Here is a 12,750-nt window from a genome sequence, read left to right as displayed (position 1 = left end):
GCCGAGGTTCCAAGGCGGCGGCCTCAAGACGGCAAAAATCGTACCCATCTCATGAAAGGGCGTTTCGGCCGATGAGTCCAGCCGGCCTGATCAGATGAGTGGCCTGCGGCCTTCGCTCAGCCCTTCCCAACCGGCGAGCCGCTTGAGCTCGTCATTGTCAACGACCTCGCAACCACCGTCGCGCCACATGATCAGCTTGCGGTCCATGAGCTTGCGGATCGTCTTGTTGGTGTGGACCAGCGACAGGCCGAGCGTATCGGCGAGATGCTGCTGCGTGATCGGGATCTGGACGGATTGCTTGCCGTTGAGCCCAACCACCTTGGCACGGCTGCCGATGAAAGCGATGAGATAGGCGGCCCGCTCGATCGCGCTGCGCCGGCCAAGGCTGAGCAGGTTCTCGTCCAGCATGCGCTCCTCGCGCGATGCAATCCATGTGATGTCGTAGGCCAGCCCTGGATGGTTGCGATAGAGGTCATGCAGATATTCGCGCTCAAAGACACAAAGCAGCATCGGCGACAGCGCTTCTACCGAATGCTGCATTTCCCCCATCACGCTGCCTTGCAGGCCGATCAGATCGCCGGGCATGAGATAGTTGAGAATCTGACGGCGGCCATCGGGCAAAAGCTTGTAGCGGAACGCCCAGCCCGAAAGCACCGTGTACAGATGTGCGCTGTGGCTTCCCTCGACCAGCACGGTGGCGCCCTTGTCCACGGCGAGTTCGCCCTTCTTGAACTTGCTTATGAAGGTCAGCTCCTGCTTCTCGAAATCGCGGAAGACCTGCAGCGGCCGCAACGGGCAGCTCTCGCATGGATATTGACGCGTGGAGAAAGAACGACCGTTCTGGCCCGACATTTTTCGCCCCTCTTCGAAAGCCCGCCCCTCTTTCGAGAGCCTGGATCGAAGAACGCATGGCAAGGACGCCGGTTCCGCCATAAGCCGGCGGCATGTCTTTTTTAAATGACACGATGCCAAATAACGATCATGACTCGCCGCGTTTCAAGGAGTCATTGCCACGTGCCCCTATTGCTTGACGGACTGCGTATCCTGGTTCTGGAGGATGAATTTCTCATTGCCATGGATGTCGAGCAGCTTTGCCGCGACCATGGTGCCCGCGAAGTAACCATCGCCCGCGATCTGACGGAAATGGGCGAACGAGACATTGCCACGCGTTTTGACGCGGCCATCGTCGATCTCATGCTTGGCGGCGTCTCGACACTCGACTTCGCCGCCGGCCTGCGCAACGCCGGCCTGCCTTTCGTTTTCGCTTCGGGTTATTCGGACGCCGAAGAAATCAAGGCATCCTTTCCGGGCATCAGGCTGGTCGCCAAGCCATATTCTGGAGAGGACCTGGTCGAAGCGGTGGCGTCGGCCTGTGGTCGGGTCTCAGCCGGTTGAAACCGGCCTGACGACCGGATCGCCGGCTTAACTTGCCGGCGAACCCGTCACCTGCGCCGAGATCGCATCGGGACCATATTCATCCTCGCCTGAGATTTTCAGTATCTCCTGCAAGCGCGTGCGGGCCCGGCTGACGCGGCTCTTGATCGTGCCGACGGCACAGCCGCAAATCTCGGCGGCTTCCTCATAGGAGAAGCCCGACGCGCCGATGAGGATGATGGCTTCGCGCTGGTCTTCGGGCAATTGTTCGAGCGCGCCGCGAAAATCCTTGAGGTCGAGCTGGCCGTGCTGGGCGGGATGAACGGCAAGCCGGGCGGTCATGATGCCGTCGCTGTCCTGGACTTCGCGACCGCGCTTGCGCATCTGCGAGTAGAATTCATTGCGCAGGATGGTGAACAGCCACGCCTTGAGGTTGGTGCCCGGCTGGAAGCTCTCATGCTTGTCCCACGCCTTGACCAGCGTTTCCTGCACCAGATCGTCTGCCTTGTCGGCGTTCTGCGTCAGCGATACGGCAAACGCGCGCAGACTCGGGATCGAGCCGAGCAAATCGGTCTTGAAGCCCTGCGAGACGGCTGCCATGCCTCAGTCCTTCTTTTGTGCGGGTTCGGCCTGTTCCAGTTGACTAAGCAACTGGGCAAAGCGATCCGGCACATCATCAGAGACCAGCTCGTCGTAATATTGTTTGAGTTTTCGACCAATTTCCGAATTCGACCCGAGCGGGTCGGCGGAACCATCCCGGCGCCGGCCATTGGCGCCAGTCAGACTATCTTTCGTCATTTCCTTCATTTCGCCCTTTATTTCCAGCACCCAGGCCGCTCATACGACACGATACAAGGCAAGCGGCACCCTCGTCTGGTTGCCCATCCCGACCTGCAAAACGCCTTCCTGACGCAATAGTTCCATGATGGCTGGAACTTTTTCATGGAACCCGCGTTTGTCTCCCCGGGGCTTGCAATCAGCTTGACCTGCAAACTATGCAATCACGTCATCTGAGGGAGACGTCTATCATGAGCCTATCAGCCACCATCGCGCCGCATCTGCCGTTTCTGCGCCGCTTCTCGCGGGCCGTTTCCGGATCGCAGGAAAGTGGTGACGCGCTGGTCGCAGCGATGCTCGAAGCCATCATCGCCGATGTCGAAATCTTTCCAGATGCATCGAACGACCGCATCGCACTCTACAAGGTCTTCGCCAAGCTTTTCACTTCGGTTGCTATCCGTGTTCCACAAGAGCATGCGCAATCGGCATGGGAACAGCGCGCTGCCGCAAACCTGAACGCGATCGCGCCGCGCCCCCGCCAGGCCTTCCTGCTGGTCGCGGTAGAAGGCTTTACCGAAGACGAGGCAGCCGAGATTCTCGATGTCGGCGACCAGGAATTTTCCGAGCTTCTTGCCCAGGCGAGCAACGAGATCTCCCGTCAGGTGGCAACCGATGTTCTGATCATCGAGGACGAGCCGCTGATTGCCATGGACATCGAGGAGATGGTCGAAAGCCTCGGCCACCGCGTTGTCGGAACAGCGCGCACCCACTCCGAGGCAGTGACGATGTTCGGCAAGACACGGCCGAAAATGGTGCTTGCCGACATCCAGCTCGCAGACGGCAGTTCGGGCATCGAGGCCGTGAATGAAATCCTGTCATCGACATCGGTGCCGGTGATCTTCATCACCGCTTTTCCGGAACGCCTGTTGACCGGGGAGCGGCCGGAGCCGGCATTCCTCGTCACCAAGCCGTTCAACCCGGACATGGTCAAGGCGCTGATCAGCCAGGCGCTGTTCTTCGACCGGCAAGCGAAGGCCGCCGCCTGAGATTTTCGACGTCGGATCGAGATCGTCATTTCCGGCCACGCATGGGCACGGCGGCTCTGGCCGGTCAGTGCGGTTATGTGGCATTTGCCGCACGCGCCGAAAGATTTCCAGGGATCGTCTTTTTCGCCGAATGGTGGAACAAACGGCACTGAACCACGTTTTTATCACACCATTTGAAGGAGATGGACCATGCTCTACTGGGCGCTCGTATTTCTCGTCGTGGCGATTATCGCCGGCGCGCTTGGTTTTGGCGGCATCGCCGGTACATCGGCCGGCATAGCGCAAATATTGTTCTTCATCTTCCTTGCCTTCCTGGTCATTTCGCTTCTTGCCGGCCTGTTCAAACGGGCGTGAGGACCTAGCGAACACTGGAAGCCGCACCCCTCAAACGGTTTCCAGCCACCGCCGGGCGGTGTCCTTTAACGGGACGCCGCTCGGCGGACCGCTTTTGGGACCAGCCTTGGCAACCTCTTTGGGAACCCAAAACACTTTGAGCCGTTCAGCCTGTGTAGGGCGGACAGATTGACAGATGCGTTCCAGGGCGAGTGATACAAGCGACGGCGGACAGGGCGATGAAGTCATCGCCCTGCACCCTGCCGAAAGCGGAATGCAGCTCGGCCGGGCTCTCCTTCATGCTTTGCACAATGCCGGTATCTCTGTTCTCTATCAGGATCGTGAGATGAAGACCGTGTGGGCACGCAACATGCGTGCTCCGTGGGCCTCGGACTCTGCGGACAGCAACGGTATTTTGCCAGCGGACCAGGCGGACCGGATCGGCGCGGCCAAACGCAGCGTCATTGCCTCCGGCAGCCCGGAAAGGCTTGAACTCAGCGTTCCGACCGAAGAAGGGATCCGCTGGTTTCAGGTCTGGATCGACGCCGACCACAGCGACGCTGGCGAGGTCCAGGGCGTTGTCACAACGATGGTTGAAACCACCGAGCAGAAACGCCGCGAGCAAACCTTGACCGCATTGCTGCGCGAAGTCAGTCATCGCTCGAAGAACCTTTTGGCCATCATCCAGAGCATTGCCACGCAGACAGGCCGCTATTCCGACGGCATCAGCGATTTCCTGACACGCTTTCGCGGCCGGCTGCAGTCGCTGGCTTCATCCCAGGACCTCGTGACGTCGTCTAACTGGCGTGGTGCTGCCCTTCGTGAACTTGTGTCGGGCCAGGTTGGCCGCTATGGCGCGGACCCGGTGCGCAGCCTGCGTTTTCAGGGCGCGAATCCCTATCTCAATCCCAACGCCGCCCTGCACATCGGCCTGGCCATGCATGAACTGGCCGTCAACTCGGTCAGCTATGGCGCGCTGTCGCGGCCCGATGGCTTCGTCGAGGTAAGCGCCAATCTGACCGCGTCCGAGGCCGGCACCTCCCTGTCGCTGATTTGGGCCGAGACGATTGGAGCCAATGACAACCAGCCCAGCGAAAAGCGTTTCGGCAGTGTCGCCCTCGAGCGGGTCGTGCCCGCTTCGCTGAACGGCACGGCGACACTTGAAATCACGGCTGGACGCCTCGAATACCGGCTTATCGTTCCACACGGCAATTTCGAAACGGAGTGATCGAGGACAGCGGACCGGTCGCTGTTCCTTAACCGGCTATTCACCATAAAGGCGGATGCTTTTATTTCCCAGATGCCGCTGGAACCTGCCGATGCGCTTGGGCGTTTCGGCCGAGGCTAAGGTCCAGCATGGGAGGAATGACTTTGACGGTTGCCGACATGAACAGACTGGAAGAAGCCGCCCGGGTCTCGATGGGGGGATTTCAGGAGCTCGAAGCATCCGCACCGCCACCTCCCGGTCTGTTGCGCCCGTCACTTCGCCTGGTTGCCTTTACCCTGCTCGCGATGGTCGTTGTTATCATTGTCATGCAATTGATCTGAGCAAATCGGCCCCAGTACATCCGCCGGCCCTTCAGCCTTTCAACATTGGCAACTCGCCACGGCGGGACTGTCGCCAGCCGCACCCGCCAGCATTTACCAAATATTCACTTGCAGCCCCAGGGTGACAGGAACTTTGGCGCGGCTGGCCCGTTCTTATGGCGAGAGGATGTCCGTCATGGAACACATCGCCGCCTTGCTGCTGGTCATCGGTTGTTCGAATAATTTGTCGGATTGCCGTGAGTTGTCGGTGCCGGTGAGCGTATTCGCCACAGCCGACGCATGCACTGCGGAGCGCCCGTTTGCATTGGGCGATGTGCAGGGTCAGGCGCAGCATATCGTCGCGAAATGCCTCGCTGTCGACCCGGCTCTCGAAGACGACTACGATCAGGTGGTTTGGAAGGTTCTGCCAAACGGTACGCTTGATGCGTCACTGGAGATTTCCAATCTGATGGTCGCATCAAACACGGTACGCCCCGAAAAAGACTATCTTCGCCAACAATAAATTCGAGCAGGCAACGGCTGTCATTTCATGCTAAGTGGTGGTTGGAGCTTATTAAAGTGTGGACACAAAGTGAGGAGCTATTCTATGCGGAAGATGATTATTGCCATGGTTGCGGTGGCCGCCCTTAGCGGCTGTACCTCGACCGAACAGGACGTCGTTGGCGGTGGCTTGATCGGCGCCGGTGTCGGCGGTCTGGTCGGCGGCGGCAAAGGCGCGCTGATCGGCGCGGCTGTGGGGGCTGGGTCTGGTTTGTTGTACCGTAACGTGCAAACCGGCCGCTGCAAGTATCGCCGCGCTGACGGTACGATCCACTGGGCCCGCTGCAACTGATTTCAGCAATCGGGAAAGGACAGGGGGCTGGTTGCCGGCCCCCTGTCCCACTTTTCTAAAACATCGACGCTTTAAGCCGTCAGGCGGTTAGCGGTATCCTGATTTTCACCTTCAGCCCATTGGCCTCAAAATCGCGCTTGATCGTGCCGCGCAGTTCACGCGTGACATTGAGGTCGATCAGCTTGGTGCCGAACCCGGTCTCGGCCGGCGCCTCGACTTTCTTCTTCCCGGTCTCCCGCCAGTTCAGTGCCAGCGTTCGCTCGCGTCCAAGCCCTTCCAGCGACCAGTCCACCTTGAGCGCGCCAAAGGACGTCCCGGCTTCGCCATATTTCAGCGCATTGGTTGCCAGTTCATGGAAGGTCAGGCCAAGCGCCTGCGTCGTGGTCTCGTCGAGCATAACCTCCGGGCCAGACAACAGCCCTTCCGGTAGCTCCTTGCCGAACACCTGGCCAAGTTCGATACGCAGCAACTCGCCGAGATCGGCCTTCTGCCAGCGCGAGCGCGTCAGCATATCCTGTGAAGCGGCCATCGCCTGCAGCCGGGCCGAGAAGGATGCCGAGAACTCGTTGACGTCGGTGGCGCGTGACGCGGTCTGGCGCGCGATGGCCAACACGCGCGTGATCGAATTCTTGATGCGATGCTTCATCTCCTGCAGCATCAGATCCTTTTCAAGCAGGCTCTTTTCCGTCGTTTCATGCAGCAGCGACACCGCGTCATAGGCACGCTCCTGATAGCGCGCGACCAGAGCTATGGCGCCGGCCAGCAGCAGCCCGAACAGCCCGAGCATGACAGGGATAGCGCGCGAAGACGGTTGCGAGAACGCGCTGGTAGGCCTGAACAGAACGGTCCATGGCTGGCCCGCGACGGTGATCTTGCGCGTGACCAGCAGCCTGTCGCCGAAGGTTGAAACCGGCGGTGTCTCCGAGCGGAACAGAAGATGGTCAGCGTCCACCGCACCATCATAGATCTCGGTGTTGACCGGCAGCAGCGGTGCCCGGCTGAGCGCGGTCCGAAACAGGTCTCCGGCACGAAACGCCGCGTAGAGGAAGCCCCTGGTCGAAGACCTCTGCGCATTGATCACATCCGGCGCGGTCTCGACATTGAGCCGCACGAAAACGAAAAAGCCGGTGTAGGTCTGCGCCGCGCCCGTGCTCAGGCCGAGTTGAACCAGCCCGCTCGCGTGTTGCTGGTCATCGGCCATCGCCTTCTCGATCGCCTCGCGACGCACCGGCTCGGTGAACATGTCATAGCCGATGCTGGCCTTGTTCGACGGGTCCAACGGCTCGAACAGCACGATGGGTGCACGCCATGGCAAGGTCGTATCGGGGTAGACCGCTTGGCTGGTGCCGTGATCACGCAGGATATCCCGCTCGACCGCCGCCTCGTCGTCAGTCTTCACCAACCTGAGAAAGCCTATGCCGCGCAGGCCGGCGAAATTGTTGTCGACATCCAGCGCGTTGAAAAAGGCCTTGAACTCGTTCTGGGAAATATCGCCGTTGCGGGCATCGAAAAGTGCCTGCGTCGAGCGCAGCAGCGACAGATGCAGGTCGATGCGGCTCTCGACCCTATTGAGGGCATCATCGGCCGTCGCCTCGAACTTGATGCGTGTGGCTTCCTGCGTCGCGAAATACGCGAACCCCGCCATCATCATGCTGATCAGCGCGACGGCAATGAAAGCGACGATCGGGAAAAGCTTCTTCAACTGACAATGCGGCCCAGGAGCGAATTGCGACCTTTATGGGCAAGTCCTTGCGTCAAGACAATGGCGGAGCCAACCCATCATGACAGCCTGCCCATCACATAACCGGCAATCAGCCGCAGTGCCCACCCTGTGGCTCGATGGCCGTCAGGCAGCGATCTTGAGCGCCCCCGGCCCGGGGATCGCACCAGGCGGGCATTTGCCAAGAATGATCATGCCCAGCACTTCATCCTGGGTGACGTCGGTGGTGCGTGCCGTGCCGACGACCTGACCGTTCTTCATCACGCAGACACGGTCGGCAAGCTCGAACACATCATGGATGTCATGGCTGATCAGGAAGATGCCGATGCCGTCGGCCTTGAGTTGCTTGACCAGTTCGCCGACCTGCGCTGTTTCCTGCGGCCCAAGGGCCGCCGTTGGTTCGTCCATGATCAGGATGCGGGCGTTGAACAGGATGGCGCGCGCGATCGCCACCGACTGCCGCTGGCCGCCGGAGAGCTTGATCACCGGCTCCTTGAAGCGCTGGAAACGCGGATTGAGCCTGCCCATGACCTTGCGGGCCTCGGCCTCCATGGCGACGTCATCGAGCGTGCCATAGGCCGTCATCAGCTCACGGCCGAGGAAGAGATTGGCGGCGGCATCGACATTATCGGCCAGGGCAAGCGTCTGGTAGATCGTCTCGATGCCGTATTTCTTGGCGTCGCGCGGGTTGGAGATCGAGGCCTCCTGGCCGTTGACGAAGATCTGGCCGGCATCGCGCTTATAGGCGCCGGAAAGAATCTTGATCAGTGTCGACTTGCCGGCACCGTTGTGGCCAAGCAGCGCCACGACCTCACCCGGGAACAGATCGATCGACGCGTCATCGACAGCACGGATGCCGCCAAAGGCAATCGAGATGTTGCGCATGTCGATCAGCGGCGTGCCTGCGGGAGCGGTTTTGTCAGCCATGGTTGTCTCCTCCCTAAACGCGCTTGCGATAGACGGTGTCGAGCCAGACGGCGATGACCAGCACCGCGCCGACGACAATGCTCTGCAACGGCGAGTCGACGCCGAGCAGCACCATGCCGGACTGCAGCGACTGCATCAGAAGCGCGCCCAGCATGGCGCCGATGATCGTGCCCGATCCGCCCGCAAGCGAAGTGCCGCCGATGACAGCCGCCGCGATCACCAGCAATTCGTCGAGCGTACCCAGCACATTGGTGGACGAGTTTTGCCGGGCCGACGAGATCGCAGCGGCGATCGTTGCGAGCACGCCCATGATCATGAACACCTTCATGGTGATCCAGCGGGTGTTGATGCCGGCCAGATTGGCGGCTTCAGGATTGCCGCCGATGGCGAAGACATAGCGGCCGAAGCGGGTTCGGTTGGTGATGAAGGTCATGATCAGTCCGACCGCGATCGCCATCAGCACCGGAATGGCGATGCCATGCGCGATGAACAGGCCACCTTCGGGAACGGTAATGTTGTTGGCCGCCGCGTAGCGATTCACGATGCCGATCGGCCACGGGTACGAATTGGCGAGCCACACCGCGCCCATGATGACAGCGCAGGTGACCGCGCCGAGCAGCGTCTCGGCCCAGATCGGCCGCAGCGGGAAACGGAACCGCTTGCGCTGCACCCGTCCGTTGAACAGCATGAACACGACCGCCAGGCAGGCGACAATTCCGACAACCCAGCTCCAGGTCGAGCCGATTGAACCCGCCGGCCCGCCGCCCATCAGCTGGAAAGTCGCATCGAGAGGCGCCACGGTCTGCCCTGAGGTGACCCACCAGGCCGCGCCGCGCCAGACCAGCAGGCCGCCAAGCGTCACGATGAAGGCGGGCACTTCGAGATAGGCGATGACGAAGCCCTGGAAGGCCCCGATCAGCAGGCCGAGCGCCAGGCCGATGGCCAGCGCCAGGACCCAGATCCAGGGATTGCCGAGCTGCATCCCGACCATACGCACCAGGAAATGCACCTGCGCGAAGCCCATGACCATACCGATCAGGCCTTCGGCGGAACCGACCGACAGGTCGATATTGCGCATGACGATGACCAGCACCATGCCGCAGGCCATGATGGCCACGGCGGAAGTCTGTACCGAGAGGTTCCACAGGTTGCGCGGCGTCAGGAAGGTCCGGCTGTCGAAGTCGAGCGGATTGACCCCCAGACGCAGGCTGGAGATGACGTGCAGGCCGATCCAGATGATCAGCAGCGCACCAATCATGCCAAGCATGCGGGTATCGATTTCAGTGGCTTTCAGGAACCGGGCGACCACGCCAAGTTCGGACGCACGCGCGGTGTCGGCCTGCGGGTTGGACGTCGTGTCGGTCATGATTTCCCTCCCACCGGCTTGCCGTCTGACGCGGATGCCGGAACACAGCCTAGAAGCTATCCACCCGAGGCGGAAACACAAATCTTTTTGAAAAAACGTCGCGGCTTGAGAGCAATTTCAGGAAAAGTGCGCGGCGGTTTTCCCGGTAAAAGCGCATGGCGCTTTCCCTTGGGAATTGCGAAAACAAAACCCTGGAGCGTTTCAGGAAACACTGAACCGCTCCAGGGCCGTGGCGTCGGGATCGATCCGATCGTTCAGCCTTACTTGCAGGCCGCGACGGTGCCGGCGGCAACGCCGGTGCAGACTTCGTCCTTCTTGATCCAGCCGGCGTCGATGACGAGGTTGAGATTGTCCTTGGTGATCGCAACCGGGGTCAGGAACAGCGACTTGACGGTGTTACCGCCAGGCGTGGTGAAGTCCTTGGCGCCGGCCACATCGGCCATCTTCTTGCCGTCGGCGAGCTGCGAGGCGATTTCGGCGGCGGTCTTGCCGAGTTCGCGTGCGTCCTTCCAGACCGAAACAGTCTGCGTGCCGAGCGCGATGCGGTTCAGGGCGGCGTGGTCGCCATCCTGGCCCGAAACCGGCACGGTGCCCGCCAGACCTTGCGCCGTCAGCGCCGCGACGACGCCACCAGCGGTGCCGTCATTGGCCGCGACCACCGCATCGACCTTGTTGTCATTGGCGGTCAGGAACTGCTCCATGTTCTTCTGGGCGTTGGCAGGCAGCCAGCCGTCCGTGTAGGCCTCGCCGACATTCTTGATCTTGCCGCTGTCGATGGCCGCCTTGAGCACTTCCATCGAGCCCGAGAACAGGAAATCGGCATTCGGATCGGCGCCTGAGCCCTTGATGAAGACGTAGTTGCCTTCCGGCTTCACCTTGAACACTTCGCGGGCCTGCATGCGGCCGACTTCCTTGTTGTCGAAGGTCAGATAGAAGACGTCCTTGTTTTCGATCAGGCGGTCATAGCCGACGACCGGAATGCCTTCGTCCAGTGCCTTCTGCACGGCCGGGCCAATGGCCGAGGCATCCTGCGCCAGGATGATCAGCGAATTGGCGCCTTGCGAGATCAGGCTCTCCACGTCCGTCAACTGCTTGCCGGGATTGGACTGCGCGTCGGCGGAAATATACTTGTCGCCAGCGGCCTCGATGGCCTTCTTCATCGCCGCCTCATCGGTCTTCCAGCGCTCTTCCTGGAAATTCGACCACGAGACACCGATGACCTTGTCCTTCGCCTGCGCGACCGACACGAGCGTCAGCGACATGGCGGCACCCGCCAGGATGGCGGCTGTGAATCTTTTCATGTTATCCTCCCTGCGCCGCGTGTGGCGCGACCAAACTGACCCGAAGGCCGGCACAAAGGCTCTATTTTTTCGAGCCTCGAAAAAACACTGGTCCAACGTCAGAGCGCTGTCAACATCGATTCTGATGGTTTCTGATGTTCGGAGTAATTTTTTTCGAGCCCCGTAATAAATAATATGACAGGACTGCCGGGTTCTGCCAGTATTTGGAGTGTGTCACCGACGGCCTTCGATTGCACGAAAGGTCGCGGCGGCGGGGAGGAAAGCAGGAACAATGTCGGTCGGAATCCGTCACGACGATTTGCGCCGGCGCAACCGGGCGATGGTTATTTCGTCCGTACGCCGGGCAGGACAGCCGTCCCGCACCGAAATCGCCGCCACAACCGGGCTCAGCCATTCGACCATCTCGGCGATCTCCTCCGACCTGATCGCCGAAGGCATTCTCACGGAAAGCAAGCCAAGCGAGACCGTGTCCCTGAAGCGCGGCCGCCCCCAGGTTGGCCTCAGCCTCCACCCGGAAGCCGCCGCCGTGATGACCGTGGTGTTGTCGCTGAACTTCCTGTCGGTTGCCGTCATCGACTATGCCGGCCAGGTGATCGCCGAGGAGCAGCGCCGGCTGGACACACTGACCATGTCGCGCGAGGCGCTCATTGGCGAATGCGTCGCCATCGTGCGGCGCCGGCTCGAGGATCCGGACCTCGATATCCACAGCGTCGCCCGCATCGCACTGGCCATTCAGGGCATTACCGATTCCCATGCCCGCGCGCTGCTGTGGTCGCCGATCACACCACAGACCAACATCCCTTTCGCCGACATCCTGGAAGAGGAATTCGGCATCCCCGCCACCATGGAAAACGACTGCAATATGATGGCGGTTGCGCTGCGCTGGCGTAACCCGGAGCGCTACCGCGATGACTTCATCGCCATCCTGCTGTCGCACGGCATCGGCATGGGCCTGGTGCTGAAGGGCGAATTGTTCACCGGCACCCATTCGTCCGGCGGCGAGTTCGGCCACATGATCCATCGGCCGAACGGTGCGCTTTGCCGCTGCGGACGGCGCGGCTGCGTCGAGGCTTATGCCGGCAACTACGCCATCTGGCGCAACGCCAGGCAAATGGGCGAGGACGCCGAACCGGTCGACGTCAGCGACGCGGAGATGCGGGCGCTGGCGGCATCGGCTCGCGAAAGCGATGGGCCGGAGCGCGAAGCTTACCGCAAGGCCGGTGAAGCGCTCGGCTTCGGTCTCGGCAGCCTGTTCGCGCTGATCGATCCGGCGCCTGTCGCCATGGTGGGCGTCAGCGCCGCCGCCTTCGACCTGATCGAACCGGCGCTGCGCGAAGCCATAGCCCAGACCGCCGGTGGCCAGCACTCGAAATCGATTTCCTTCGACACCGAGCCGAATGAGCTGCCGCTGATCCGCGAAGGCTGCGCCATGCGGGCGCTGACCTTCGTCGACCAGGAGATTTTCGCGCCGGGCTCACAAACAAAGCCTGAATCCGTCGGCAAGGACGTCGCCTGAATTTGCCGGC

Annotated in this window: 15 protein-coding genes; 8 read left to right on the top strand and 7 right to left on the bottom strand. The window is 61.1% G+C overall.

The window, feature by feature from the left end:
- Positions 1 to 90 precede the first annotated feature (90 nt).
- Positions 91 to 852 carry a Crp/Fnr family transcriptional regulator gene (locus tag GA829_RS07935; protein ID WP_195177974.1) on the bottom strand — a complete coding sequence of 254 codons (762 nt, stop codon included), beginning with the start codon at positions 850 to 852 and terminating at the stop codon, positions 91 to 93.
- Positions 853 to 1,074: 222 nt separating this feature from the next.
- Here GA829_RS07935 and GA829_RS07930 point away from each other — a divergent pair, with 222 nt between their 5' ends.
- Positions 1,075 to 1,395, top strand: a complete 321-nt coding sequence (locus GA829_RS07930; RefSeq protein ID WP_374940413.1) for a response regulator — start codon at positions 1,075 to 1,077, stop codon at positions 1,393 to 1,395.
- 27 nt (positions 1,396 to 1,422) lie between these two features.
- Here GA829_RS07930 and GA829_RS07925 read toward each other — a convergent pair whose 3' ends face one another.
- Together GA829_RS07925 and GA829_RS07920 are read right to left on the bottom strand one after the other, a co-directional pair.
- Positions 1,423 to 1,974 (bottom strand): sigma-70 family RNA polymerase sigma factor, encoded by a 552-nt coding sequence (locus tag GA829_RS07925; protein ID WP_195177972.1) that lies wholly within the window; start codon positions 1,972 to 1,974, stop codon positions 1,423 to 1,425.
- Positions 1,975 to 1,977: 3 nt separating this feature from the next.
- Positions 1,978 to 2,181: a NepR family anti-sigma factor gene (locus tag GA829_RS07920; RefSeq protein ID WP_195179566.1), complete on the bottom strand. Its 204-nt coding sequence runs from the start codon at positions 2,179 to 2,181 to the stop codon at positions 1,978 to 1,980.
- A gap of 221 nt (positions 2,182 to 2,402) precedes the next feature.
- Between GA829_RS07920 and GA829_RS07915 the strand changes: the two genes are divergently transcribed.
- From GA829_RS07915 to GA829_RS07890, 6 genes are all read left to right on the top strand, one after another.
- On the top strand, positions 2,403 to 3,197 hold the full coding sequence (locus GA829_RS07915) for a response regulator (RefSeq protein ID WP_195177971.1): 795 nt from the start codon (positions 2,403 to 2,405) through the stop codon (positions 3,195 to 3,197).
- Positions 3,198 to 3,386: 189 nt separating this feature from the next.
- Positions 3,387 to 3,551, top strand: coding sequence for a DUF1328 domain-containing protein (locus GA829_RS07910; RefSeq protein WP_027031438.1), 165 nt, complete (start codon positions 3,387 to 3,389; stop codon positions 3,549 to 3,551).
- A gap of 175 nt (positions 3,552 to 3,726) precedes the next feature.
- Positions 3,727 to 4,758, top strand: coding sequence for a sensor histidine kinase (locus GA829_RS07905; protein WP_195177970.1), 1,032 nt, complete (start codon positions 3,727 to 3,729; stop codon positions 4,756 to 4,758).
- A 137-nt stretch (positions 4,759 to 4,895) separates the two neighbouring features.
- The gene (locus GA829_RS07900; RefSeq protein ID WP_258052234.1) at positions 4,896 to 5,078 is read left to right on the top strand and encodes a hypothetical protein; all 183 of its coding nucleotides are present in this window, start codon (positions 4,896 to 4,898) and stop codon (positions 5,076 to 5,078) included.
- Positions 5,079 to 5,253: 175 nt separating this feature from the next.
- Complete coding sequence (locus tag GA829_RS07895) at positions 5,254 to 5,580, top strand: hypothetical protein (RefSeq protein WP_195177968.1); 327 nt, start codon at positions 5,254 to 5,256, stop codon at positions 5,578 to 5,580.
- A gap of 84 nt (positions 5,581 to 5,664) precedes the next feature.
- A complete protein-coding gene (locus GA829_RS07890) occupies positions 5,665 to 5,910 on the top strand; it encodes a YMGG-like glycine zipper-containing protein (protein WP_027053979.1) in 246 nt (81 codons plus the stop codon).
- 79 nt (positions 5,911 to 5,989) lie between these two features.
- On the opposite strand, the gene GA829_RS07885 is transcribed toward GA829_RS07890, so the two are convergent.
- From GA829_RS07885 to xylF, 4 genes are all read right to left on the bottom strand, one after another.
- Positions 5,990 to 7,612 (bottom strand): CHASE domain-containing protein, encoded by a 1,623-nt coding sequence (locus GA829_RS07885; RefSeq protein WP_195177967.1) that lies wholly within the window; start codon positions 7,610 to 7,612, stop codon positions 5,990 to 5,992.
- A gap of 144 nt (positions 7,613 to 7,756) precedes the next feature.
- Positions 7,757 to 8,557, bottom strand: coding sequence for an ATP-binding cassette domain-containing protein (locus GA829_RS07880; RefSeq protein ID WP_195177966.1), 801 nt, complete (start codon positions 8,555 to 8,557; stop codon positions 7,757 to 7,759).
- A gap of 13 nt (positions 8,558 to 8,570) precedes the next feature.
- The gene (locus GA829_RS07875; RefSeq protein WP_195177965.1) at positions 8,571 to 9,923 is read right to left on the bottom strand and encodes a sugar ABC transporter permease; all 1,353 of its coding nucleotides are present in this window, start codon (positions 9,921 to 9,923) and stop codon (positions 8,571 to 8,573) included.
- A gap of 260 nt (positions 9,924 to 10,183) precedes the next feature.
- Entirely contained in the window at positions 10,184 to 11,224 is a 1,041-nt protein-coding gene (gene xylF / locus GA829_RS07870) for a D-xylose ABC transporter substrate-binding protein (RefSeq protein WP_195177964.1), read from the bottom strand.
- 271 nt (positions 11,225 to 11,495) lie between these two features.
- Here xylF and GA829_RS07865 point away from each other — a divergent pair, with 271 nt between their 5' ends.
- Positions 11,496 to 12,740 (top strand): ROK family protein, encoded by a 1,245-nt coding sequence (locus GA829_RS07865; protein ID WP_195177963.1) that lies wholly within the window; start codon positions 11,496 to 11,498, stop codon positions 12,738 to 12,740.
- The last annotated feature ends 10 nt before the right edge of the window (positions 12,741 to 12,750 follow it).

It is taken from the genome of Mesorhizobium sp. INR15, from assembly GCF_015500075.1.
In the GTDB taxonomy this organism is placed as follows: Bacteria; Pseudomonadota; Alphaproteobacteria; order Rhizobiales; family Rhizobiaceae; genus Mesorhizobium.
This window is presented reverse-complemented; position numbering and strand designations above follow the sequence as displayed.